The 22,481-nt window shown below is 57.8% G+C and carries 22 protein-coding genes; 15 read left to right on the plus strand and 7 right to left on the minus strand.

Features of this window, described 5'->3' with window-relative positions; genetic code table 11:
• Positions 1 to 77: 77 nt before the first annotated feature.
• From BLT98_RS12240 to BLT98_RS12250, 3 genes are all read right to left on the minus strand, one after another.
• Positions 78 to 791 carry a YjjG family noncanonical pyrimidine nucleotidase gene (locus BLT98_RS12240; RefSeq protein ID WP_092608051.1) on the minus strand — a complete coding sequence of 238 codons (714 nt, stop codon included), beginning with the start codon at positions 789 to 791 and terminating at the stop codon, positions 78 to 80.
• A gap of 70 nt (positions 792 to 861) precedes the next feature.
• Positions 862 to 1,305: a hypothetical protein gene (locus tag BLT98_RS12245; RefSeq protein WP_092608053.1), complete on the minus strand. Its 444-nt coding sequence runs from the start codon at positions 1,303 to 1,305 to the stop codon at positions 862 to 864.
• A 42-nt stretch (positions 1,306 to 1,347) separates the two neighbouring features.
• The gene (locus BLT98_RS12250) at positions 1,348 to 1,839 is read right to left on the minus strand and encodes a DUF4265 domain-containing protein (protein ID WP_034779835.1); all 492 of its coding nucleotides are present in this window, start codon (positions 1,837 to 1,839) and stop codon (positions 1,348 to 1,350) included.
• A 132-nt stretch (positions 1,840 to 1,971) separates the two neighbouring features.
• Between BLT98_RS12250 and BLT98_RS12255 the strand changes: the two genes are divergently transcribed.
• Complete coding sequence (locus tag BLT98_RS12255; RefSeq protein ID WP_244517471.1) at positions 1,972 to 2,376, plus strand: GFA family protein; 405 nt, start codon at positions 1,972 to 1,974, stop codon at positions 2,374 to 2,376.
• A 12-nt stretch (positions 2,377 to 2,388) separates the two neighbouring features.
• On the opposite strand, the gene BLT98_RS12260 is transcribed toward BLT98_RS12255, so the two are convergent.
• Both BLT98_RS12260 and BLT98_RS12265 read right to left on the minus strand, forming a co-directional pair.
• Positions 2,389 to 2,994 carry a glutathione S-transferase gene (locus tag BLT98_RS12260; RefSeq protein ID WP_092608059.1) on the minus strand — a complete coding sequence of 202 codons (606 nt, stop codon included), beginning with the start codon at positions 2,992 to 2,994 and terminating at the stop codon, positions 2,389 to 2,391.
• Between the two features lie 68 nt (positions 2,995 to 3,062).
• On the minus strand, positions 3,063 to 3,782 hold the full coding sequence (locus BLT98_RS12265; RefSeq protein WP_034779829.1) for a Crp/Fnr family transcriptional regulator: 720 nt from the start codon (positions 3,780 to 3,782) through the stop codon (positions 3,063 to 3,065).
• A gap of 548 nt (positions 3,783 to 4,330) precedes the next feature.
• Here BLT98_RS12265 and BLT98_RS12270 point away from each other — a divergent pair.
• On the plus strand, positions 4,331 to 6,016 hold the full coding sequence (locus BLT98_RS12270; RefSeq protein ID WP_092608062.1) for a methyl-accepting chemotaxis protein: 1,686 nt from the start codon (positions 4,331 to 4,333) through the stop codon (positions 6,014 to 6,016).
• Here BLT98_RS12270 and BLT98_RS12275 read toward each other — a convergent pair whose 3' ends face one another.
• On the minus strand, positions 6,017 to 6,235 hold the full coding sequence (locus tag BLT98_RS12275) for an oxidoreductase-like domain-containing protein (RefSeq protein ID WP_080753278.1): 219 nt from the start codon (positions 6,233 to 6,235) through the stop codon (positions 6,017 to 6,019).
• A 375-nt stretch (positions 6,236 to 6,610) separates the two neighbouring features.
• Between BLT98_RS12275 and BLT98_RS12280 the strand changes: the two genes are divergently transcribed.
• Positions 6,611 to 8,164 carry a DEAD/DEAH box helicase gene (locus BLT98_RS12280; RefSeq protein WP_092608065.1) on the plus strand — a complete coding sequence of 518 codons (1,554 nt, stop codon included), beginning with the start codon at positions 6,611 to 6,613 and terminating at the stop codon, positions 8,162 to 8,164.
• Positions 8,165 to 8,332: 168 nt separating this feature from the next.
• Here the strand turns inward: BLT98_RS12280 and BLT98_RS28780 are convergent, their stop codons facing one another.
• On the minus strand, positions 8,333 to 8,590 hold the full coding sequence (locus BLT98_RS28780; protein ID WP_139144091.1) for a hypothetical protein: 258 nt from the start codon (positions 8,588 to 8,590) through the stop codon (positions 8,333 to 8,335).
• Between the two features lie 153 nt (positions 8,591 to 8,743).
• On the opposite strand from BLT98_RS28780, the gene BLT98_RS28785 reads away from it, so the two are divergent.
• From BLT98_RS28785 to BLT98_RS12335, 12 genes are all read left to right on the plus strand, one after another.
• On the plus strand, positions 8,744 to 9,070 hold the full coding sequence (locus BLT98_RS28785; protein ID WP_139144090.1) for a hypothetical protein: 327 nt from the start codon (positions 8,744 to 8,746) through the stop codon (positions 9,068 to 9,070).
• Between the two features lie 501 nt (positions 9,071 to 9,571).
• Positions 9,572 to 10,723 (plus strand): DegT/DnrJ/EryC1/StrS family aminotransferase, encoded by a 1,152-nt coding sequence (locus BLT98_RS12285; RefSeq protein WP_230520662.1) that lies wholly within the window; start codon positions 9,572 to 9,574, stop codon positions 10,721 to 10,723.
• A gap of 5 nt (positions 10,724 to 10,728) precedes the next feature.
• A complete protein-coding gene (locus BLT98_RS12290; RefSeq protein WP_139179240.1) occupies positions 10,729 to 11,859 on the plus strand; it encodes a DegT/DnrJ/EryC1/StrS family aminotransferase in 1,131 nt (376 codons plus the stop codon).
• A 41-nt stretch (positions 11,860 to 11,900) separates the two neighbouring features.
• Positions 11,901 to 12,914, plus strand: a complete 1,014-nt coding sequence (locus tag BLT98_RS12295) for a nucleoside-diphosphate sugar epimerase/dehydratase (protein WP_070254302.1) — start codon at positions 11,901 to 11,903, stop codon at positions 12,912 to 12,914.
• Between the two features lie 108 nt (positions 12,915 to 13,022).
• Entirely contained in the window at positions 13,023 to 14,531 is a 1,509-nt protein-coding gene (locus tag BLT98_RS12300) for a lipopolysaccharide biosynthesis protein (RefSeq protein WP_070254301.1), read from the plus strand.
• A gap of 58 nt (positions 14,532 to 14,589) precedes the next feature.
• A complete protein-coding gene (locus tag BLT98_RS12305; RefSeq protein WP_092608073.1) occupies positions 14,590 to 15,774 on the plus strand; it encodes a glycosyltransferase family 2 protein in 1,185 nt (394 codons plus the stop codon).
• 108 nt (positions 15,775 to 15,882) lie between these two features.
• On the plus strand, positions 15,883 to 16,923 hold the full coding sequence (locus BLT98_RS12310; RefSeq protein WP_092608075.1) for an EpsG family protein: 1,041 nt from the start codon (positions 15,883 to 15,885) through the stop codon (positions 16,921 to 16,923).
• A gap of 2 nt (positions 16,924 to 16,925) precedes the next feature.
• Positions 16,926 to 17,732, plus strand: coding sequence for a glycosyltransferase family 2 protein (locus tag BLT98_RS12315; RefSeq protein ID WP_092608077.1), 807 nt, complete (start codon positions 16,926 to 16,928; stop codon positions 17,730 to 17,732).
• A 102-nt stretch (positions 17,733 to 17,834) separates the two neighbouring features.
• Positions 17,835 to 18,926 carry a DUF1972 domain-containing protein gene (locus BLT98_RS12320; protein ID WP_070254297.1) on the plus strand — a complete coding sequence of 364 codons (1,092 nt, stop codon included), beginning with the start codon at positions 17,835 to 17,837 and terminating at the stop codon, positions 18,924 to 18,926.
• Between the two features lie 76 nt (positions 18,927 to 19,002).
• Positions 19,003 to 19,947, plus strand: a complete 945-nt coding sequence (locus BLT98_RS12325; protein WP_092608079.1) for a UDP-glucose 4-epimerase family protein — start codon at positions 19,003 to 19,005, stop codon at positions 19,945 to 19,947.
• Positions 19,948 to 20,508 carry a sugar transferase gene (locus BLT98_RS12330; protein WP_070254295.1) on the plus strand — a complete coding sequence of 187 codons (561 nt, stop codon included), beginning with the start codon at positions 19,948 to 19,950 and terminating at the stop codon, positions 20,506 to 20,508. It begins immediately after the preceding gene.
• A 40-nt stretch (positions 20,509 to 20,548) separates the two neighbouring features.
• Positions 20,549 to 22,462, plus strand: coding sequence for a polysaccharide biosynthesis protein (locus tag BLT98_RS12335; RefSeq protein ID WP_092608081.1), 1,914 nt, complete (start codon positions 20,549 to 20,551; stop codon positions 22,460 to 22,462).
• Positions 22,463 to 22,481 lie beyond the last annotated feature (19 nt).

Here is a 22,481-nt window from a genome sequence, read left to right on the forward strand (position 1 = left end):
GAGTCCTGAAGGTACGCGAACAGCGGTGTATTTTCGTGCCGCTATTAGCGTATTTCAGGTGGTGCGCTTGTGGTAGATCAAGCCTGTTTCAGTTTGACTTGCATCATGTCCAGCATTGGCACGATGTCATGCAGGCTGGCCACTTCACAGGTGGGGATGGCAGTCGAGGTATTGGCCATGTTGTCCGGGTTGAACCAGCAACTGTCGATGCCGTAGCGGTTCGCGCCGAGGATGTCGGCGTCCAGCCGGTCGCCGATGATGACGGTCGTGTCCTTGCTGAATGCGCGCGCCATGTTGACCGCATATTCGAAGAAGCGCACGTCCGGCTTGGCGTGGCCGCACGCTTCTGAGGTGGCGACGAAGGAGATGCAGTCGCTCAGGCCGGAGGCGGCGATGCGGCGGTTCTGGATGGATTCGACGCCATTGGTGATGATGCCCACTTCGCCGATGCGCGACAGGGTTTCGCACACTTGTTTGGCGCCGTCGATGAGCACGACCGTGTCCGGCAGGGAGTCCAGATACAGCCGGCTGGCCAGTTCCGCGTCGATGGCGATGCCGTTCAATGCAAACGTCTTGCGGAAGCGCTCCACCTTCAGGAAGTCCTTGCTCACGTCACCCGTTTCGAAACGTTTCCACAGGTCGACGTTGATCGCCTGGTATTGGGAAAACAGCGCGTCGATGCCATCGTGCAAGCCCAGTTCGTCCATGGTGTGCAGGAACGAGCGTTTTTCGGACGCCCGGAAGTCGAGCAGGGTATCGTCGAGGTCAAACAGGAATAGCTTGTATTTCATGGCGTGTCATTGAAAGGAACTTGTCTTGCATCGTAGCACGTAGTGATGAGTTCGGTTGCGCTGAGGAGTGCTAGCGAGTCGTCGATTTGCACTGAAACCTGACCATTTTCGTTCGCTGTTCAAGGGCCGCGATGCACTGTTTGACTCTTGGCAAATCCATACGCAGGTAGCGCTCGGTGACGGCACGTGCCCCTTCGCTGGGCGGAGCCAGGATAGGCAAGGCCTCGGCGGTCTCCGGAGGCTGATTCGCCGGATGGGACAACATGCGCACACCGTCGAGCCTGGCGGCGGGCAGGTTCCAGCTCGAGGGAAGCGCTTGTGGGCAAGAAACGACGGCAACGGGCCGCATCGTCGTGGCCGCCATGGCTAATGCCAGCGGCTTCATCCGACCACCGAATAGAGTTCTGGGCGATTCGATGCCCGCCGCCGAACGGCCGAAGTAGATCACGCGGGCGCAGGGTTTGTGATTGCGCCATTGGCCGAAAATTTCAATGCCGCCAGGCACCTGGCGCATGAAGAGCGCAGCATGGTTGCCCTGCCACAGATTCTGATAGGCTTACATATCCACCCACCAGTTGAGCAAGGTTTCATCATCGTCGTCGTCGAGGTTGACGTAGATATTGGCGAAGTACCATTCGACGCCCGTCGCTTCGCGGAAGGCGTCGAAGGGGCCGTTGACGTTGTAGATGCCGTGATGTCCCGGTACGCTGAAGGTGAGGTTGCCCTTGTACTGGCCATCCATCGTGCCGCCCAACTGGCTTTGCACGTCGCGTTCGAGCTGGTCCACTGCCTCTTGCGACACGTCGTCGGCATAGATCTGGATGCAGAAGTTACCGCCGCGCTTCAGTACTTCGGCAGGGGCCAGCGGGTTGGCAATGTTGACGATGTCGCCGCGCGCCAGGTTCAGGGTCAGGCCGGGCGAGGCCAGCAGTTCGTAGACGTGCTCGTCGATCTGGCGCGCAGGCAGGGTTTCATACACGGGACCCTTGGTGTTTTCGCCTGCCAGTACGCGGATGTGCGGCAAGCCTTCGCAATTGATGTCTTCCATTCATTCTTTCATAGTGCCGGCGCCACGCACTTTGGGCTGCGCCAGGGTGGGTTTATGGCAATATTGTACCGGGTGCGTGCCGGCTGGCCGGGTACGTAACGCTGCGAACGAGGAGACGCGATGGAGAATGTGGTGCAAACAGGCGGCTGTTTATGTGGCGCCGTGCGCTTTGAAGTGACAGGCGAGGGCGGCAATCCGCACAGCTGTTCCTGCCGCAATTGCCAGCAGCATACGGGCGCGCCAACGGTGGCGTGGGTGGAGTTTGCGCGAGATCAGGTGCGCTGGACGGGGTCGGCCGGTGCACCGGCAACATACCGTTCTTCCGATTATTCCAGCCGGGCCTTCTGTGCCGCTTGCGGCAGTTCCGTCGGTGCCATCGACGATGCGCCGACGGTGGCCTTGCTGGTGGGCAGTTTTGACGATCCTGCCCAGGCGGCCTTTGCGCCCGAATATCACTCGTTTGACGATGTCAGGCCGGGCTGGTGGCACTTCGATCCGGCCGCCGCTGTACCCGGGCCGGGCGCCGCAGGCAAATAGCCCTGTGGCGCGTCAGACTGGCGGCGTGGCCTGAAAGGCGGGCAGGGTTTCCGCCGAGCGCGTGTAGGCGTGGATGGCCGGGTAATCGCTGGGTTTGACGATATCGGGCGTTTCCAGCTGGGCGAAGCTCCAGCCGACGGCGATGGTCACGCCCGCCTGGTCGATACTGCCAGTCTCGCCAGGCAGGGGCAGGTGCGCGCATTCCTGTTCCAGCGCGTTCCAGGCGGCATGCAGCTGCATGCTGACCCGTTCCAGCCACGGCGCATGTTGCTTGTCGAGCGGACGCAGCTTGCGTTCGTAGACGATTTGCACGGCTTTTTCATAGGCGGCCAGCGCCAGGCCCGTCAGGCGCAGCGCGCGCACGCTGTCGGCGAGGGCGGGGACAGAGGTGCCCGGACGCAGCAGCGATAGATAGTGGAGTATCAAGGTGGAATCCATCAGCACTTGCCCGTCGTCCAGTACCAGGGTCGGCACCTTGATGACGGGGTTGATCTCGCGCACGGCATCCATATTGCGGAACACGGATAGCGGCAAGTGCTCGTAGGAAACTCCCTGCAGTTGCAAACAGATGGCGACCCTGCGCACATAGGGCGAGTCGAGCATGCCGATCAGTTTCATGGCCAGTCTCCGGGGTAGTCAGGAATATCTACGATACCCGCTTGCCTGCCCGTTTGCCAGCGTCGTGCTTAATTGTGTGCGCTGATGCCGCTGCGGAACTGTTCAAAACCGGCGCGCGCTGCCTTGTAGCAATTGCCGGCGGCCGCTTCCAGGCCTTCGCGGTCGAGCACTTCGACCGTGCCGCGGCGGTACTGGATCAAGCCTTCGTCCTGCAGCTTGCGCGCCGTGACGGTGACGCTTTCGCGGCGCACGCCCAGCATGTTGGCCATGGTGTCTTGCGTCACCTTCAGTTCGTTCGACAGCGAACGGTCGAGGCGGTCCAGCAGCCAGCGGCACAGCTTTTGCTCGATGCTGCAATGACGGCCGCCCACCACGTTCTGCGCCATTTGCGCGAACATGGCGCTGGTGTAGCGCATCAGCAATTGTGCCAGCGCGCCGCCTTCATTGAACACTTCGCGCAGGAAGGCTGTTTTCAAGCGGTAGCCGTAGCCAGCCGTCTGCACGATGGCCGTGCAGGTGGCGCGCTCGGCTTCGTACAGCACCACGCCAGCCACGCCTTCACGGCCGATGACGGCGATCTCGGTGGTGGCGCCGTCTTCCATCACATACAGCAGGGAAACGATGGCGTTGGTGGGGAAGTACGTGTATTCAATCTTGCCGCCGCAATCGAACAGGTGCTTGCCCGCAGGCAAAGCGACCAATTCCAGTTGGCAGAACAGGCGCTCCAGATCGGTGCGCGACAAGGCGCGCAGCAATTCGTTCTGTTGTGCGCCCGTGATGCTGATCATCGGGGTGGCGGGAGCGGCTTGCCAGTTGTGCTGGGCGGCGGCGTGGTTATTCGTTGCTGGGGTCAGGTTGCTATAAGCTTTGTACATGGTAGGGCCTCGTCTTCTGATTTTGTTGGATGGCGCTGCTTTTCTGGCTTGCTAGCGTTGTGCTGAATCTTGTATCCACTATAGGACCAGGGGCCGCGGACGGGCATCGGATGAGCCGACGCGCTTATGTAGGCTAGGAACATTGCCTCGTGTCATCCGACTCCTACGCCTGCTGCTGCATTTTTCCTTGTAGAAACAACGTTGTCTGGAAAAAATACGCCGCCTTGCCCGCTACCCGTGAACTTTGGCCGCATACCTTGATCAAACCCCTCTGCACTGCAGTACGACGGTGATAAGATGTTGCGCTGCGGAAATTCGACTGGTGTTTCGGGATGCGCTGCTGTCCTTGCCCTCCATCACTGTTTACTTCCGCTGCAGCCTGCCCTCACTGCCCGCGCCGTGCATTTGCCGGAGCGCGGCCATCTTGTCCCGTTTACCCGTCTAATGAAGGAACGCAACGCATGAAATGGTTTTTTGATCTGAAAATTGCCACCAAGCTGATCTTGTCGTTTGGCGCCGTGCTGCTGTTGACGGCCGCGCTGGGCGTGTCGGCGATCTTTTCCATGGCGCGCATCAATACCGCGTCGACGGACCTGTCCGCCAACTGGATGCCCAGTGTGCTGGCGGCCATGTCCATGCGCAGCGATGTCAGCGATTTCCGCCGCTGGGAACTGGCGCACATGCTGGCCGCGCAGGATGCCGACATGGCGCAGAACGAAACGCGCATGACGGAAACCCAGGCCAAGCTGAAGGTGGACGGCGACAAGTACCGCCGCCTGATTTCCGAACCGGGCGAGCAGCAAGTATTCGAGCGCTTCCTGGCGCTCAACGATGAATTCATGCGCCTGCATGCAACCATGCTGAGCCTGTCGCGCGAGATGAAGAAGGAAGAGGCGCGTGCCCTGGCCGTGGGGCCGTCCGCCAAGGTCATGGCGGACATGATGGCGACCCTCGATAAGCTGGTGTCGATTAACACGGATGGCGGCGTGCGCTCGAGCGCCAGCGCCGATGCAACCTATGCGGCCTCGCGTGCCAGCCTGATCGGCTTGCTGGTGGGCAGCGTCGTCATCGGCATGCTGCTGGCGCTGTGGGTGGCGCGCAGCGTGGCGCGTCCGCTGATCGAGGCCGTCGGCGTGGCGCGTCAGGTGGCGGCTGGCGACTTGACGGCGCATATCGTTGTGCAATCGCAAGACGAAACGGGGCAATTGATGCAGGCTCTGAAAGACATGAATGCCAGCTTGCAAAAGCTGGTGGGCCAGGTGCGCAGCGGCACCGACACGATTGCCACGGCGTCGAGCCAGATTGCCGCCGGTAACCAGGATTTGTCGTCGCGTACGGAAGAGCAGGCCAGTTCGCTGGAAGAAACGGCTTCGTCGATGGAGGAACTGACTTCGACCGTGAAGCAGAATGCGGACAATGCGCGCCAGGCCAACACCATGGCGCTGACCTCGTCGAGCATCGCCATCGAGGGCGGCAAGGTCGTCGGCGAAGTGGTGGGCACGATGGCGTCGATCAATGCCTCGTCGCGCAAGATCGTCGACATCATCGCCGTCATCGATGGCATTGCTTTCCAGACCAATATCCTGGCCCTGAATGCAGCCGTCGAGGCGGCGCGCGCAGGCGAGCAGGGGCGCGGCTTTGCCGTTGTGGCCACGGAAGTGCGCAACCTGGCGCAACGCTCGGCCGCAGCGGCCAAGGATATCAAGGTCCTGATCGGCGATTCGGTCGAGAAAGTCGAGGCGGGGTCAAAACTGGTGGACCAGGCGGGCCGCACGATGGATGACATCGTGGCCAGCATCACCCGCGTGACGGATATCATGAGCGAGATCACGGCCGCCAGCAGCGAGCAGAGCGCCGGTATCGAGCAGGTTAACCAGGCCATCGCCCAGATGGACCAGGTGACGCAGCAAAATGCGGCCCTGGTGGAGGAGGCGGCGGCAGCGGCCGAATCGATGCAGGAGCAGGCCGCCAGCCTGAGTGAAGTGGTCAGCATCTTCAAGATCGACGTGGCCAGGGCCGCCGCAACCCGGCCGCGCGCGCCAGTCCTCGTCAAGGCGCCGGCCGCCGTGGCGCCGGCAGCGGCGCCGCGTCAATTGGCCGACACGACGCGTCGCACGGCGCCAGTGGATGAGTGGGAAAGCTTTTGATTAAGCGCGCTTGCGCGGTTTTTTGACGCCCTGAGTGGCGGGCGCGGTAGCGGCTTGCTGGCGCTGTTGCCACGCCCTCAGGGCCTCTTCATAGGCGGCCAGGTCTTCCTGGTACATTTCCAGTACGCAAAAGGTGCAACCGCTGTGGCAACACTCGTCATTGCCCGGTTTGCTGGGCGCTTGCGGTTGCGGATCGTGGGGTAAAGTCGGGGTGGGCATGGTGAGGGCAGGGGGCGGCGGAAGAGGCATCGGAGCTGGCATCGCAGTTGCCATCATACGGCATCCCGGCGTGCCGTTGCTGGAACGCTTTTTGCTCAAAAATCACGGTTTCCGTGTACAGTTGCGGTGAATTAGGGTATCGTTTACAGCACTGATATTGTATCTTCTGCGCGCGATGTTCCGCCGGCGCGATCTCCGCCGCCATCGCAGCACATCTCTTCGACGCTCCCGCATACGCCATACAGCATGTCCCGGAGCACGGAGGTGCCGCAAGAACAATGATCCATGGCTTGCAAGACGGAGCTGCCTGTGCCCCGAAATGTTGTTTATTGAGAAAGCATGGCTTCCGCAGTGCGGAGGCACACCAGAAAATTTATGTCTGAAACCGAATCGACTCCTACGCCCAGCCCGGCGATTGCCCTTGAAGCGGCGCCCGCCGCCGCTGCGCCTGCACCAGCACCTGCCGTATCCGCTGCTCCCAGCCTGACGTTTGCCGACTTTGGCCTCGCGCCTGAAATCCAGCGCGCACTGACCGACCAGGGCTACACCCATCCGACACCGATCCAGGAACAAGCGATCCCCGTGGTGCTGCAAGGCCGCGATGTGATGGGTGCCGCGCAAACGGGCACCGGCAAGACGGCTGGTTTTTCCTTGCCGATCATCCAGTTGCTGATGGCGCATGCCAGCAGCAGCATGTCGCCGGCACGCCACCCGGTGCGCGCGCTGATCCTGACGCCGACCCGTGAGCTGGCGGTGCAGGTGGCCGAAAACGTCAAGGCTTACGCCAAGCACACGCCGCTGCGCTCGACCGTCGTCTTCGGCGGCATGGACATGAAGCCGCAAACCGTCATCCTGCGTGGCGGCGTGGAAATCGTCATCGCCACGCCGGGCCGCTTGCTCGACCATATCGAGCAAAAGAACATCAGCCTGAGCCAGGTGCAGATGCTGGTCATGGATGAGGCCGACCGCATGCTGGACATGGGCTTCCTGCCGGACTTGCAGCGCATCATCAACTTGCTGCCGAAGCAACGCCAGAACCTGATGTTCTCGGCCACGTTCTCGCCAGAAATCAAGAAGCTGGCTGCCACGTTCCTTAACGATCCGCTGACGATCGAAGTGGCGCGCAGCAACCAGACGGCCGACAAGGTCACGCAAGTGGTCTATAAAGTGACGGAAGACCAGAAGCATGCCCTGGTCGCCCATCTGCTGCGCCAGCGCGACCTGAAGCAGGTCATCGTATTCTCGAATACCAAGATCGGCGCTTCGCGCCTGGCCCGCGTGCTGGAACAGGAAGGCATGAGCGCCACGGCGATTCACGGCGACAAGAGTCAGCAGGAGCGCATGGCGGCGCTGGAAGCGTTCAAGAAGGGCGAGATCGACGTGCTGGTCGCCACCGATGTGGCGGCGCGCGGCCTGGATATTTCCGACTTGCCTTGCGTCATCAACTTCGACTTGCCGTACAACGCGGAAGATTATGTGCACCGCATCGGCCGCACGGGCCGCGCCGGCGCCTCGGGCGACGCCATTTCGATCTACTCGGATAAAGACGAGCGCTTGCTGGCCGACATCGAGAAACTCATCAAGCAAAGCATCAAGCGCGGTGAATTGACGGGCTTCAACCCCGCGCCCGCCCGCAGCAGCGACAGCGAGCGCCGTCCGCCGCGCCGTAGCGAAGGTGGCGAGGCGCGTCCCGCGCGTGCCCCGGAGAGCCGCCATGCTGGCGACAGCAGCCGCGACAGCCGTTCCGCCGAGCGCGGTGCGCGTCCCGCCTTTGGTCCCGGCGCCCGCCGCGAAAAGGCCGACCCGTGGTTCCTGAAGCCATATGAGCCCGCCAAGGCAGCAGCCCCGGCTGCCGCCAGCATGGCGCCTGTCGCGGCCAAGCCGAAGCAGAAGGTGGCCGCGTTGCTGGGTGGTTTGCTGAAGCAATAATATTGTGTGAGAAATGATGGACGGCGCAAGTCCTTCTCCATGGTGTTGATATCGGATAGTACTTGCCGCCTTCCAGTATGGAAGAGATGCCCGCCCGCCAAGGCGGGCTTTTTTTTTGCCGCGATACAAATATATTTTTTCGATATTCAAGCAATGGCCTGCAATTCCTTATGTTGATGATGTTGAATGATTAATTGTGGTGTGCGTCTTCATTCTTCCTATCGCCTGGTGTTGGCTGCAGTTAATTGATTTTTCTTTGCCTGTATTTTGATCGAATACCGCATTCAAATCCCTGCATTCTTTAGCGGCTATATCCCACTTCTCTTTCACCTGTTTTCCCGCCTGTTTTTGCCTGCGGGGCGCGAGATGGCCATGGTCTGGCCTGTGCTGGCGCTTCTGGCGTGTGATGCCGATGCTGCTGGCCAAGCCGGGATGCTTTGCCCAGTGTCTTGCGGTGCATCAGATGGCTGGAGTGGTCAGCATTTTTTGTGACAAGGTGTAAGACACTTTTTTTATTGGATAAATTTGGCATAGGCTACGGTTGGGCACAGCTGTGAGCTGTTTTTGAAGGTGTCATTCATGCCTGGCCTGGCGCAGCTTGCCGGGCGCGTTGCCCTGGCTATCCTGCGCGCATTGCGCGTCATGTGGCAGCATCGTTGTGCGCGAAGACGCCGCGGCAGATGTTTTCGCTTGCCGCGAGTGTGTGTTGCTGGCCTTATCCTGCTGCATCATGATTATTTTTTGATAATATTGATATGTCGCTTGATTGCGGAGCGATTATTCTGTTTCTGCTGTTTTGAGTGTGTTGGCGTCGTACGCATTCTTGAAAAAATTAATATGTGCATTGCTGGCGTGTTGTATTTTCTGTTGGGGCGTGATTTGATTTCCGATACCCGGCTCTGGTAATAAATGTGTGTTTCATTTAAAATGAATGCCCGCATTTTGCGTTGCATTATGTTGACTTAATTGCAATTTCCAGTGCGAGGTTTGTTTTCCTTTCGCAATGGAATACTTGACTCAACACAAGGATTTGGTGATCTTTCTTGATAAGGCAGCGCATGCGAGTCTCACGCACTGTAGTGTCTGGAGTGCGATTGACGGCGCGAGTTGCATGGCAGTGCATGCGCCGTACAGCCGATATACATCCAGCCTGGGGCGCATGCGTATCTGGTGTGATGTCGCCAGCGTGTGTGGCTTTGACAGTGCGCAGCACCATGATCGTGGTGCGATCAAAGAAAATTGATTTCGCAAATGATTGTCAAGGCGTAGGCAATTGACTATGCACGGCGATGGGGAGCCGGTCCGTGACGGTGTCAGCCTGTCTTCGTTCATTGCTTGCCGATACGGGCCATGTGTGGCGTGACTATGTTATGCCAGCATTGATGTACGGTCTGCCAGGAAGTCGGGGTGCTGCTGCGCCTTTGCGTTGCAGCCCATTGTTTAATGCCTTTGGTAAACCGAAAGTTGAAGATGATTCCTTTAGTAAAAGTTGGCTTCCCTGACAAGCAGGTCCTGATGCCTGCGCTTGAGCAAGTGCTGTATAGCGGCCAAGTGGGGGAGGGCGAGCTGGTCTACGAGTTTGAGCGACGTTTCGCCGAGCATTTTGGTTTGCCTTTTGCATTGGGGATGAGCAGCGGTACCGCCGCATTGCATGCGGCATTGCATCTGGCTGGCGTAAGGGCTGGCGATGAGGTCATTTCGACCAGCATGACGGCGGAGCCAACGAATGTCGTTATCCTGCAAATGGGCGCGGTGCCCGTGTTTGCCGATGTCGATGCGCTTTCCGGCAACCTTGATCCCGCCGCCATCGAGGCTGGCATCACCAGCAAGACCAAGGCTATCCTGATTGTGCACTATGCCGGGATGCCGGTGCGACTGGCCGAGATCGCTGCCATCGCGCGTCGTCACGGCATTGCGTTGATCGAAGATTGTGCGCATGCCATGGGGGCGCGCTACGATGGCGCGGCAATTGGCACCATTGGCGACTTTGCCATTTTCTCGCTGCAAGCCATCAAGCACATGACGACCGTTGACGGTGGCATGCTGACCATGCGCGATGCATCGCTGATCCGGGAAGCAAAGAAATTCCGCTGGTTCGGATTGGAAAAGGGTGTGCCGCGTACCGAAGTCGACATTACGTCCATCGGTTATAAATACAATATGAATAATGTGACGGCCACGTTTGGGCTGGCGCAACTGCAAGACATTGATGCCCGTGTACTGAACCCGCACAAGGAAAACGGCCGTTATTTTGACCGTGCCATCGGCGCCATCCCGGGTCTGGCCGTGGCCGCGTTCGACGAGCGGGCTGAGCCCAGTTACTGGCTGTACACCGTCTTGTCGGATGACTCCGCCGATGTCGAGCGCCGGCTTGCCGCCATCGGCGTGTCGGCGTCGAAGCTGCATCGTCCTAACCATTTGCATAGCATTTTCAAGGAACTGGCCGCGCCCCTGCCGCAGCTGGATACCTACTATCGCCGCATGGTGCATATTCCGTGCGGCTGGTGGCTGGGAGCGGAAGACCGCGAGCGCATTGTCGACGCCTTGAAAAAAGGGTGACGTCCATGTCCGTACTGCCTTTGTTTGGCGTGGTGAATACACCCGAGATGGAAGCGGCGGCCCTGGCCGTATTGCGTTCGGGGCGCATTGCGTCCGGCCCGCACGTTGCCGCATTCGAGGCTGGTCTGGGGGAATTGCTGGACCAGTCGCATGTCGTGACCACCGTGGATATGACCAGCGCGCTGCACCTGGCCTTGTATCTGGCGGGCGTACGCCCGGGCGATGATGTGCTGACCACAGCTTTTGCCTGCATGTCGACCAATTCGGCCATTGCCGGATGCGGCGGACGGCCCGTCTGGGTGGATGTGGCCCCCGCATCGGCCTGTATGGACGTGGCCGATTTCGAGCGTGCCATCACGCCGGCCACGCGCGCAGTGATTCTGTATCACCTGGCCGGTTATCCAGGCCCGGCGCAGGCGATCGCTGAAATTTGCCGCCAGCGCGGCATCGTTTTGATCGAAGACTGCGATAACGCCTTGCTGGCGACAGTCGATGGACAACAGGTGGGTACGTTTGGTGATTTCGCGGTGTTTTCTTTTTATCCGAACCGGCAAATCAATACCACCGAGGGAGGCGCGCTGGCGTGCCGTGATCCGGATGATGCTGCGCGCGCGCGCAAGCTGCGCCGTTTCGGTATCGATGCCAGCAGTTTTCGCACCGCGGCTGGTGAAATCAATCCGCATTCCGATATTCCCGTCATCGGCTGGTCGATGGCCATGAATAATTTGTGCGCGGCCCTGGGCTCTGTACAATTGCAGGGAGTCGCGCAGCGCATGGCACAAACGCGCCTGCATGCACAGCAGATCAAAGATGGGCTGGCTTCCTGTGCCGGCTTGACCCTGTTGGCGCCGAGCGCCGGAGCGCTGCCGTCATATTGGGCCGTATTAATTGCGGTTGAGCAACGTGACGTTGTCCTGGCAGCGCTGAAAGCGCACGGCGTAGCAGCGTCAATATTGCATCAACGCAATGATATTTATTCCGGGTTTGTGGCTTGTCGCCGTGAATTACCGAATACCGACATATTACAACGTAGCATAATCGCCCTGCCGTGTGGCTGGTGGCTTTCCGCGCAAGACGTCGAGCAACTGATCGCTGCCGTGAAGAGCGCGCTGCACGCGTCTGCCGGTCAAGCCTGACGGCAGCGCCATTTTTAATCTCTACCTTTACCTGGACTGACATGTTTGATAATAAAGTTTTAATGATTACTGGCGGCACTGGATCCTTTGGTAATACCGTGTTGAACAGATTCTTAAACACGAATGTCAAGGAAATCATTGTTTTTAGCCGCGACGAGAAGAAGCAGGAAGACATGCGGATCGCGTTGAACAACGATAAGGTCAAATTCCATATCGGCGACACGCGCGATTACCAGAGCGTTGCGCAGGCGATGGCTGGCGTGGATTATGTTTTCCACGCGGCGGCGCTCAAGCAGGTACCGTCATGCGAGTTTTATCCCATGGAAGCGGTGCGGACCAACGTGCTGGGCACGGAAAATGTCCTGAATGCGGCCATTGCCAATAACGTCCAAAAAGTCATTTTGCTGAGTACTGACAAGGCCGTATATCCCATTAATGCAATGGGTATCTCCAAAGCCATGGCCGAAAAAGTGCTGGTTGCCAAGTCGCGCATGGTGCGCCCAGGCGGCCCGGTGATGTGCGCCACGCGTTACGGCAATGTGATGGCATCGCGTGGATCGGTGATTCCACTTTTTATTGAAAAGCTCAAGGCTGGCGTACCGCTGACGGTGACCGATCCGGAAATGACCCGTTTTCTGATGTCGCTGGAAGATTCGGTCGACCTGGTCATTCACGCTTTCGAGCATGGACAGCAAGGCGATATCTTTGTGCAGAAAGCGCCTGCCAGCACCATCGAAGTACTGGCGCAGGCCATCCAGGAACTGTTTTCCAGCAATGTGCCCGTCAAGGTGATCGGTACCAGGCATGGTGAAAAGCTGTACGAGTCGCTGGTGTCGCGCGAAGAGATCGCCAAGGCAGAGGACATGGGCGATTATTATCGCGTGCCGGCCGATAACCGCGATTTGAACTACGATAAATTCATCCTGGATGGACAGCCCGAAGTGAATCAGGCGCAGGACTACACCTCGCATAATACGCAGCGCCTCGATGTCGAGGGCGTCAAGAAATTGCTGCTGTCCCTTGATTATGTGCAGCAGGAATTGAAAAATAGCTGATAAGCAGCGGAAATGGTACGGCATCGATAACTGATGCCGAACATATTGCTTTAAGAATTATAATAAAAATGACATCTCCTATCTTGCTGCACCATTCCCCGGATATTCATGATTAAGCGGAATATCACTGCCAATATCGTGGGACGTGCATGGGGCTTCATTTCAGTGTATCTGTTTGTGCCGCTGTATCTGCACATGCTGGGAGCGGAAGCGTATGGCCTGGTAGGGTTTTATTCGACACTGCTCGGTGTCATGGCGTTTGCCGACATGGGGTTTTCCGCCACCTTGAATCGCGAGATGGCACGCCTTTCCGCGAGCGCGAATGCGGCGCAGGAGCGGCGCGACCTGTTGCGCACCTACGAGTTGAGCTATCTGGTGATTTGCTGCGTGATCGCCGTGGCGCTGTGGCTGGGCGCGCCATTGATTACCGAGCATTGGCTGCAGGCCAGCACTTTGCGTTCCGACGACATCACGCTGGCGATCCGGCTGATGGGCGTTGCCATTGCGTTCCAGTTGCCATCCGGCCTGTACATCGGTGGTTTGATGGGCTTGCAGCAACAGGTGCGCGCGAACTTCCTGCAGATCGCCTGGAGCGCCTACCGGGGCTTTGGCACCCTCTTGGTGTTGTGGCTGTTTTCGCCAACGATCGTCACCTTTGCTATATGGCAACTGGTGGCGAATGCGATTTATTGCATTACGGTACGGCATGGCTTATGGCATGCGCTGAGAACTGATGGCGTGCGCGCCGTCGGCTTTTTCCGCAAGCAAGTGTTTCACAACACCTGGCGCTATGCGTCAGGGATGGCGGGCATGGCCCTGCTGTCGATTTTACTGACCCAAATCGATAAGTTGACGGTGAGCAAGATGTTGTCGCTTGAAATGCTGGGCTTTTATACGCTGGCAGGAACGCTGGCATCGGTCCCGTTGATATTGGCCAGTCCAATTGCTTCGGCAATTTTCCCCCGCTTCACAGAATTGGTCGCACGCAATGAGACCGAGCAACTCATTGCCCTGTATCACCGGACATGCCAGTTTGTTGCCATCGTGACGGTGCCCGGCTGCCTGGTGGTGGCGCTGTTTTCGCAAGATGTGATTTATTTATGGACCGGTTCCGCAGCCAGTGCCCAGGCCGCCGCACTTGCCGCTTCGCTGTTACTCGGCGGGCAAGTATTGCAAGCGTTGACAGTGGTGCCCTATTACCTGGCCTTGGCACACGGCAATATCCGCTTGAATTTGCAGGTCGGCATGGTGTCCGTGGTTGTCGTGACGCCGATGATGATTTACCTCGTGCTGCACCACGGTTTGGCAGGGGCTGGCTTGTCATGGCTGATCATGAACCTGTGCACGATGCCGCCGTATATGTACTTCTTGCATCGCAATTTTTTGCCGGGCCAGTTTGGACGGTGGTTCCGGGAAAGCCTGGCATTGCCGGTCCTGGCCAGCTTGCCATGCCTGATGTTGGGCTACTGGTGCCTCTCTACCATCGATGGCCGGTGGCTGCGCTTGTTGCTCATCGCTGTGACGGCAGTGCTGTCTATTGGATGTAGCGCGCTGTGCGCACCAGATATCCGGCGTTGGCTGGCTAACACTAGATTTGCCCGGCGGCTGCAGTATTAAAGCAGCATCTGATTGCATTGTTGATACACCACCCATTTGTTTATACATAATACTTATAATGCCTCTTCTGTCTGCCATCATTCCTACGCATAATCGTCAACGCTATGCGATCAATGCGATTACCACCATCCTGACAAATTTTCCGGATACGGAAGTCGTTGTGTCGGATACCAGCGATACCATGCAAATCGCTGAAGAATTGGGGCATTGGATCGAATCGGGACGGCTGATTTATCACCATCCGCAACGTCCGATGGATGTGGTCAGTAATTTTCAGAATGGACTGCGTCTGGCAACTGGTGATTATCTGATCTTCCTCGGCGATGATGATTGCCTGGGACCCGGTGCGGAAGAGCTGGCGCGCTGGGCGCGCGATACGCAGGTTGAAGCGGCCGCCTGTTCCCTGGGCGCGGCTTATTTCTGGCCGGACTTCAAGTCCCTGTATTTCGGGGCTGACTTTACGGCCAAGCTGACGGTGCAGCCATTTGCCTCCACCATTTCCCCGCTCGACGGGCCGCAGGTGCTGCAGCAGGCATTGAAAAATCTGGGGACGGGCGTCATGTCCATGCCACGCGCCTATCTGGGCATGATGTCGCGTGCGCTCGCCGAACGTATCGAGCAAAAATATGGTTCGCTTTTTGGCGGAGTCAGCCCTGATATCTATAGCGCGGCGTTGATTGCCGAGGAGTCGCGCAGCAGCGTGCAGATCGATTTTCCCTTTATTATCGCGGGTAGTTCTGGTGGCAGCACCTCGGGACAAAGTGCGGAAGGCGGGCACAAGGGTGGCTTGCGCGACAATGCGCACATCGGCGCCTTCACCAATCTGGTGTGGGACCCCTTGATCCCCGAGTTCTACAGCGTGCCAACGGTCTGGTCTTACTCATTCAAGGCGGCGATCGATAAGATCGGCAAAGCCGGGTATCGCCCCAATCTGCCCCGCCTGTACGCCAAGTGCTGCCTGCATCACCCTAAATATTGGCGTGAAACGAAGGCTTCCCTGTGTGCCTACGTCAAGCGCGAACGTTATAGCCCGGCCTGTTTATCGTTCGTATGGGAACTGTGCCGCGAGTTTTCACGCCGGGCCTATCGTTTTATGCAGATCAAATTCAAACCTGCCATTAACCGCCAGGCATATGCCCATCAAAATCTGACGAATATTGGCGAGGCATATGCGCATTTGTTGGCGCATGTGCAACCGAGTCTGAGCCAGTTGCAATCCGCCATGAAAGAGTTCAAGCGCTGAGATGGCGCCCGAGTGCGTAGCCGGGCTCTTCGGTGCCTGACACGCGGCGCCGCAGGTGTTGCGTTGCTTTAGCGCAAGTTCGGCACCGCCCCGTTTGAAAAAAGAAAAATGCCAATCGGTCAAGTTTATATACTCGCTTTCCTGCCTGTCTTGATACTCGGGATGTTTACCCAGGATAAGTCGCGTCTGTCATTTCAGATTGCGATGTGCTGCCTGATCACCTTGTGCGCCTTTGCCTTCCGTTCGCCGGAATTCGGCACGGATTCCTCGACATACCTGAACTATTTCTTGACGGCTTGCCGAGGAGGCGGCGGCGCCATCGAAGCTGATGACTATTCCTTCTATGTCATGGACTTCGTTTTCTCGATGGCGCCCGGGGCATTGTGCAACCGGTATGCTTTCGCGAGCATCTGGATTCTCTTCATCGTGTTGCCGATTTTATTTATGAAAGGAAATATCCGGGTCAAGTTCTTCATGCTGTTCTTCCTGGTTATTTCTCCGGTGGGCACCGAATTTTTTACAAATGCATTCAGGCAATCCGCATCGGCCATCCTGTTTTGCGTGGCTGTCTCGCGCGGAATGAAAACCAAGTCTGGCCTGGTTTTCCTGGTTCTGTCGCTGCTGTTGCACAAAAGTTCATTGCTATTGTTGGCAATTTATCTGTTGTCATGCTGTGACATGCGGCGCCTGCTCCAGGGCGGCCTGGTGGTCTTGCTCTGCCTGTTTATTGTGCCGGCGGACAGCGTCCTGTATGCGCCGGTCAACGGTTTTATCTACGAGGTCACGAAATATCTGGCGCATGACAACGATGAGATTTTGGCACGGATCAGTATCTATGCCAGTTTTTTCTGTCTGTATGGGTTCATGCGCCATTTGAACAAGCGCGAATATATCGACTTGAAGCCCTATGCGAGCTTCCTGTGGCTGCTGTTTATCGCCAGCGTGCTGCTGTTCCCGCTGCCGTACTTCAGCTACCGGTTTGTGTATTCGATTTATCCGATCTTTGTGTGGTGCTTTGCCTATGAGCTTGAGCGCAGCCGAGCCTTGGAGATGTACCCGCGCGTGTACTGCTATGTCCTCGCGTCATTTGGCCTGACCATCGCTTTCCTGCTTGGTTCGTCTTCCATTAACTCGGTGAGCTTCTTCTAATTATGACTATCGGAAAAACATTTGGCATTACCGTGGTCATTCCCGCGTATGCGCGCCATGAAGCTTTGCTTGATGCCATCGAGTCCGTCACGACCACCTCGATTGAACAGGTTGAGATCGTGGTCGTCGACGACTGCTCGCCCAATCTGGTGCTGGCCGAAAAATTGCCCGTTAGCAATTCGTCGGGCGTGCCGGTACGAGTTTACCGCCTAGCGAAAAACAGTGGCCCCCAATCGGCACGCAACCTGGGCGTGCGCCGTGCGCGCTTCAGCTTCGTGGCATTTCTGGACTCGGATGACCGGTTTACCCCAGAGAAAATTGATTTCCTGCTCGGCTACCTGAAGCAGGATACGTGCGACATTGTTTATCATCCCGTCGATACGCCGACCAATATCAATGCCATCAATGCGCGCTGGTATGCGGGGCGCCTGCGCCATTTGCCGTTCAAGTATCTGCTGGCGGCGCTCAATCCCGTGTATACCCCTTGCCTGACAGTGCGGCGTAACCTGGGCCTGGGCGTGCCGTTGATGCGCTATTGCGAAGACTATGCCTATCTGTTCAATATTAATGCGCGGGCCAAGGCCGTGCATTTCGTTCCTCAGCCGATGACGACGCTGTCGCGCGCGCCGGGCAGCACGGGCGGCCTGTCTTCCGCACTGTTCAAGATGCGTATGAATGAATTCCGCGCAAAGAAAGTGATGCTGCGCCATTGGCGCTTTTATGGCATCGGCTGCCTGTTGATTTCCGTCGCATTCGGTTGCTTGAGAATATTGTCAGATGTGCTGAAGTTAAGGTATTTCCGTAAATAATTACCTGTATTGCCTATCGTATCGTCTTGTTGCAGGCAGTGTGCAGCGTATGCGCGAGAGGGCATTTGTGTTGAATGACAAGTTAAAAATGAAGGTTGGTCAATGAAGATTGCAATTATTGGAACGGTGGGCTTGCCGGCAAAATACGGTGGCTGGGAAACGCTGACCGAGCACCTGACGGATAATCTGTGCGGCAAGTTTGATATCACCGTATACTGCAGTGGCAAAAAATATGCCGAGCAGCCGCCGACGTACAAGGGCGTCAAGCTGAAATATGTCAATCTGGACGCGAATGGCGTGCAGAGTATTCCATACGATATCGTTTCCATGCTATCTGCATTACGCTATGCGGACGTGCTTGTGATCCTCGGGGTCTCAGGCTGTATTTTCTTGCCTGTTATTAAGTTGCTGAGCAAGAAGAAAGTCATTGTCAATATCGATGGCATGGAGTGGCGCCGCGCCAAATGGGGACGTTTCGCCAAATGGTTCCTGAAGCTTTCCGAAGCGACGGCGGTACGTTTTGCCGACGTGACGATTGCGGACAACAAGGCGATTCAGCAATACGTCAGCGCGCAATATGGCCGCCCCAGCGAACTGATTGCGTATGGTGCCGACCATGTGACGCAGCAGCCCATCAGCGGCGAGGTACTGCAGCGCTTTCCCTTCTTGCAGCATGACTATGCCTTCAAGGTATGCCGCATCGAGCCGGAAAATAATGTGCACTTGATCATCGATGTCTTTGCTTCGCAGACGCGCATGCCACTGGTGATTGTCGGTAATTGGGCCAATAGCGCGTACGGGCAGGAACTGAAGCAAAAATATGCGCAGGTGGCGCATGTGCACTTGCTTGATCCGATTTATGACCAGGCTATCCTGAATCAGTTGCGCAGCAATTGCCGCATGTATGTGCATGGCCACAGCGCCGGTGGAACGAATCCTTCGCTGGTGGAAGCGATGTACCTGGGCTTGCCCATTCTGGCATTTGGCGTGAGCTATAACCGGGAAACAACGCAAAATCAGGCCCGATACTTCGACGATGAAGCCGGCTTGCTGGCCATCCTCAATACCGTGCAGCCAGATGAGCTGCAGGCGATTGGGCGTACCATGAAGCGGATCGCGGAAGAAAATTATACGTGGAGCACAATTTCGGCTAAGTATGCCGCCTTGTTTGACACGCCGCGCCAGGCGCGCTAACGGCAGGATAAGCCGCCCATGCGGCGCACAGGATGCCGGCCCGGTATCCTGTCCCGAGGTTTTTGATTAGGAATGTATTGTGGTGTTATTGACTGGAGCGACCGGATTTGTCGGCGCCGCATTGATTGAACGGCTGGCCCGCATGGGCGATGGGCGCATTCGTGCCTGCACGCGCGATGCCGGTGCCGTGTTTCCTGATACGGTGGAAACGTTTGTCATCGATGACCTGTCCAGCCAGACATGCTGGGATCATGCTTTCGACTCGGTGAGTGTCGTTGTGCATGCCGCGGCGCGCGTGCATGTGATGAACGAGACGGCGGCCGATCCGCTGCAGGAATTTCGCCGTGTAAATGTCGATGGCACCCTGCACCTGGCGCGTTGCGCCGCCCGCGCGGGAGTACGGCGTTTTGTGTTTATCAGTTCCATCAAGGTGAATGGCGAAGCGACGCTGCCTGGACAGGCCTTCTCTGAAAGCGATGTTCCGGCACCGTCGGATCCGTATGGTATTTCCAAGCTGGAAGCCGAGCAGGGATTGTTTGCGCTGGCCAAGGAAACCGGCATGCAGGTGGTGGTGATACGGCCGCCGCTGGTGTATGGGCCTGGCGTCGGGGCCAATTTTCTCAGCATGATGCGCTGGCTGCGGCGCGGCGTGCCGCTGCCGCTGGGAGCGATCCGGAATCGGCGCAGCCTGGTCGCGCTGGGCAATTTGGCTGACCTGGTTGCCGTATGCGCTGAACACCCGGCGGCGGCCAATCAGGTCTGGCTGGCGGCCGATGGTGAAGACTTGTCGACGAGCCAGCTGCTGCGCCGTATGGGCCAGGCGCTGGGCAAGCCCGCGCGGCTGCTGCCGGTACCGGCATGGATGCTGGGCGCGGCATGCGCGATGATCGGAAAACGGGGCTTCGCGCAGCGCTTGTGCGGGTCCTTGCAGGTGGATATTTCAAAGGCGCGACAGCTGCTTGGCTGGGTGCCGCCGTTGAGTGTGGATGAAGGTTTGCGTCGTGCGGCGCGGGGAAATTAAATGAAACGTTTGTTTGATGTAAGTGTTGCCTTGCTGGCTGTTGTCGTGCTGTCCATACCGCTGCTGGTGGTGGCCGTGCTGGTCAAACTGACCTCGCCCGGGCCCATCGTGTATTGGTCGGACCGCGTGGGGCGCCATAACCGTATTTTCCGGATGCCGAAATTTCGCACCATGCGTGTGGATACCCCGGCGGTCGCGACCCATTTGCTGTCCGATCCCAAGCGTTTCCTGACGCCGGTCGGCCCGTTCCTGCGTAAATCCAGCCTGGATGAGTTGCCGCAGCTGTGGAGCATCCTTGCCGGTGACATGAGTTTTGTCGGCCCGCGTCCCGCCCTGTTCAACCAGGATGACCTGATTGCCTTGCGTACCGAATATGGCGTAGACCAGGTATTGCCGGGCTTGACCGGCTGGGCGCAAATCAACGGCCGCGATGAATTGCCGATACCGGACAAGGTTCGCCTGGACGCCGAATATCTGCAGCGCCAGTCGTTTTTCCTCGACTTGAAAATTATCTTCCTGACCTTCCTGAAAGTGGTGCGTCGCGATGGCATCACGCATTGATGCCCAGGTTGCGCCTGCATATTGAGATTGGTAAGAATTGATGACTCCTTTATCGAATTTCCCGCGCTTGCAAAAGCAGCTGATCGCCGCATCTGCGGACATTTTCTTTTTGCCACTGACATTTTGCGTGGCGATACTGCTGCGCTTTGACGGTGTCAGCCTCGCCGTATTCCGCCCGTACTTCTGGCTAATTCTCCTGGCGCCACTGATCTCGATTCCGATCTTTATCAAGCTGGGACTGTATCGTGCGGTGATCCGCTTTATCGACTACAAGATAGTCTACGTGGTGGTGCTGGGCGTGACGCTGTCGGTGGCGGTCTTGCTGGCCTTTGCGGCTTTCTCGACGCACATGATCGGCCTGTCGCGCGGTGTCTTTGGCATTTACTGGGTCAGTGCGATCATGTATGTGACGGCCAGCCGTTTCATGGCGCGCGGCTATTTCGCACGGGTATCGGGCGTGACCGGTGGCATTCCTGTCGCCATTTATGGCGCCGGCGCTTCCGGCAGCCAGTTGGCACAGACGCTGAGCTATGGCACCGAGTACCGCCCGGTGGCGCTGATCGATGAGAAAAAAGAGTTGCATGGCGCAATCATCGCCGGCATTCGCGTGTATGCCCCCGAAGACTTGCCGGAACTTGTGGCTGACAAGGGCATCACCAAGATCCTGGTGGCCCTGCCATCTTTGTCGCGTGCACAGCAGCGCCGTATCCTCGACAAGCTGGAACCCCTGAAGATCAAGACGCTGGTGACCCCGCCGATCAAGAGCCTGATCAGCGGTCTGGTTCGCTTGCAGGACTTGCGCGAGATCGAGATCGAGGATTTGCTGGGCCGTGACGCAGTCGAGCCTGACCATGACTTGATGGCTATGTGTATCACGGGAAAGACCGTCATGGTCACGGGCGCCGGCGGCTCCATCGGTTCCGAATTGTGCCGCCAGATTCTGCGTCAGCGGCCTGCGCGCCTGATCTTGCTCGAGATGTCGGAATTTGCCCTGTATACCATCGAACAGGAGTTGCAGGGCTTGCGCAAGGCGCAGCATATCGAACTCGAACTATTGCCATTCCTGGGCTCCGTCCTGGAAACCGAGAAATGTGAAAAGATACTGCGCACGTTCAAGGTGGAAACGGTATATCACGCCGCCGCATACAAGCATGTGCCGTTGGTGGAGCACAACCCGATCGAGGGGATACGCAACAATGCCCTGGGGACGCTGAGCATGGCACGGGCGGCCATCGCCGCCGGGGTGAAACGCTTTGTGCTGATTTCCACCGACAAGGCCGTGCGCCCAACCAATGTCATGGGCTCGACCAAGCGCCTGGCGGAATTGATCTTGCAGGCATTTTCCCGCGAACAGGACAAGACGCGTTTCTGCATGGTGCGCTTTGGCAATGTCCTGGGCTCATCCGGTTCTGTCGTCCCCCTGTTCCGCAAACAGATCATGGCAGGCGGCCCCATTACCATTACCCATCCTGAAATCACGCGTTACTTCATGACCATTCCGGAAGCCGCACAACTGGTTCTGCAAGCGGGCGCCATGGGCGAAGGAGGCGACGTCTTCGTGCTGGACATGGGCGATCCGGTGAAGATCGTCGATCTGGCCAAGCGCATGGTGCATCTGAGCGGTCTGGAAGTGCGCAGCGAACAGACGCCGAATGGCACCATTGAGATCCATCATGTGGGCTTGCGTCCCGGCGAAAAATTGTATGAGGAACTGCTGATCGGCGATAACGTTGAAGGTACCGATCATCCCTTGATCATGCGTGCCCAGGAAGCCGAATTGCCCTGGCCGCAGCTGGAGCTGCTGCTCGATGACTTGACGCAAGCATGCGCACGGTTTGATCATGAAGCCGTACGCGCCTTGCTGCTGCAGGCCGTAACCGAATATGCACCTCAGTGCGGCATTGAAGATTTGATCTGGTGCGCCCGTGGCGATGCCGTATCGCCGCAGCCTTGAATAATCAGGCCCAGCCCGC

The organism is Janthinobacterium sp. YR213 (genome assembly GCF_900099875.1).
In the GTDB taxonomy this organism is placed as follows: Bacteria; Pseudomonadota; Gammaproteobacteria; order Burkholderiales; family Burkholderiaceae_D; genus Janthinobacterium; species Janthinobacterium lividum.

What these genes read in the sequence shown, in the direction of transcription:
- BLT98_RS12270 (WP_092608062.1), top strand. Translation starts at nt 4,331, where the DNA reads ATGAAATGGTTTTTTGATCTGAAAATTGCCACCAAGCTGATCTTGTCG.
- BLT98_RS12290 (WP_139179240.1), top strand. Translation starts at nt 10,729, where the DNA reads ATGTCCGTACTGCCTTTGTTTGGCGTGGTGAATACACCCGAGATGGAA.
- BLT98_RS12305 (WP_092608073.1), top strand. Translation starts at nt 14,590, where the DNA reads ATGCCTCTTCTGTCTGCCATCATTCCTACGCATAATCGTCAACGCTAT.
- BLT98_RS12330 (WP_070254295.1), top strand. Translation starts at nt 19,948, where the DNA reads ATGAAACGTTTGTTTGATGTAAGTGTTGCCTTGCTGGCTGTTGTCGTG.
- BLT98_RS12275 (WP_080753278.1), bottom strand. Translation starts at nt 6,235, where the DNA reads ATGCCCACCCCGACTTTACCCCACGATCCGCAACCGCAAGCGCCCAGC.
- BLT98_RS12295 (WP_070254302.1), top strand. Translation starts at nt 11,901, where the DNA reads ATGTTTGATAATAAAGTTTTAATGATTACTGGCGGCACTGGATCCTTT.
- BLT98_RS12335 (WP_092608081.1), top strand. Translation starts at nt 20,549, where the DNA reads ATGACTCCTTTATCGAATTTCCCGCGCTTGCAAAAGCAGCTGATCGCC.
- BLT98_RS28785 (WP_139144090.1), top strand. Translation starts at nt 8,744, where the DNA reads ATGCCTGGCCTGGCGCAGCTTGCCGGGCGCGTTGCCCTGGCTATCCTG.
- BLT98_RS12300 (WP_070254301.1), top strand. Translation starts at nt 13,023, where the DNA reads ATGATTAAGCGGAATATCACTGCCAATATCGTGGGACGTGCATGGGGC.
- BLT98_RS12245 (WP_092608053.1), bottom strand. Translation starts at nt 1,305, where the DNA reads ATGCGCCAGGTGCCTGGCGGCATTGAAATTTTCGGCCAATGGCGCAAT.
- BLT98_RS12320 (WP_070254297.1), top strand. Translation starts at nt 17,835, where the DNA reads ATGAAGATTGCAATTATTGGAACGGTGGGCTTGCCGGCAAAATACGGT.
- BLT98_RS12310 (WP_092608075.1), top strand. Translation starts at nt 15,883, where the DNA reads ATGCCAATCGGTCAAGTTTATATACTCGCTTTCCTGCCTGTCTTGATA.
- BLT98_RS12265 (WP_034779829.1), bottom strand. Translation starts at nt 3,782, where the DNA reads ATGATCAGCATCACGGGCGCACAACAGAACGAATTGCTGCGCGCCTTG.
- BLT98_RS12250 (WP_034779835.1), bottom strand. Translation starts at nt 1,839, where the DNA reads ATGGAAGACATCAATTGCGAAGGCTTGCCGCACATCCGCGTACTGGCA.
- BLT98_RS12280 (WP_092608065.1), top strand. Translation starts at nt 6,611, where the DNA reads ATGTCTGAAACCGAATCGACTCCTACGCCCAGCCCGGCGATTGCCCTT.
- BLT98_RS12315 (WP_092608077.1), top strand. Translation starts at nt 16,926, where the DNA reads ATGACTATCGGAAAAACATTTGGCATTACCGTGGTCATTCCCGCGTAT.
- BLT98_RS12260 (WP_092608059.1), bottom strand. Translation starts at nt 2,994, where the DNA reads ATGAAACTGATCGGCATGCTCGACTCGCCCTATGTGCGCAGGGTCGCC.
- BLT98_RS12240 (WP_092608051.1), bottom strand. Translation starts at nt 791, where the DNA reads ATGAAATACAAGCTATTCCTGTTTGACCTCGACGATACCCTGCTCGAC.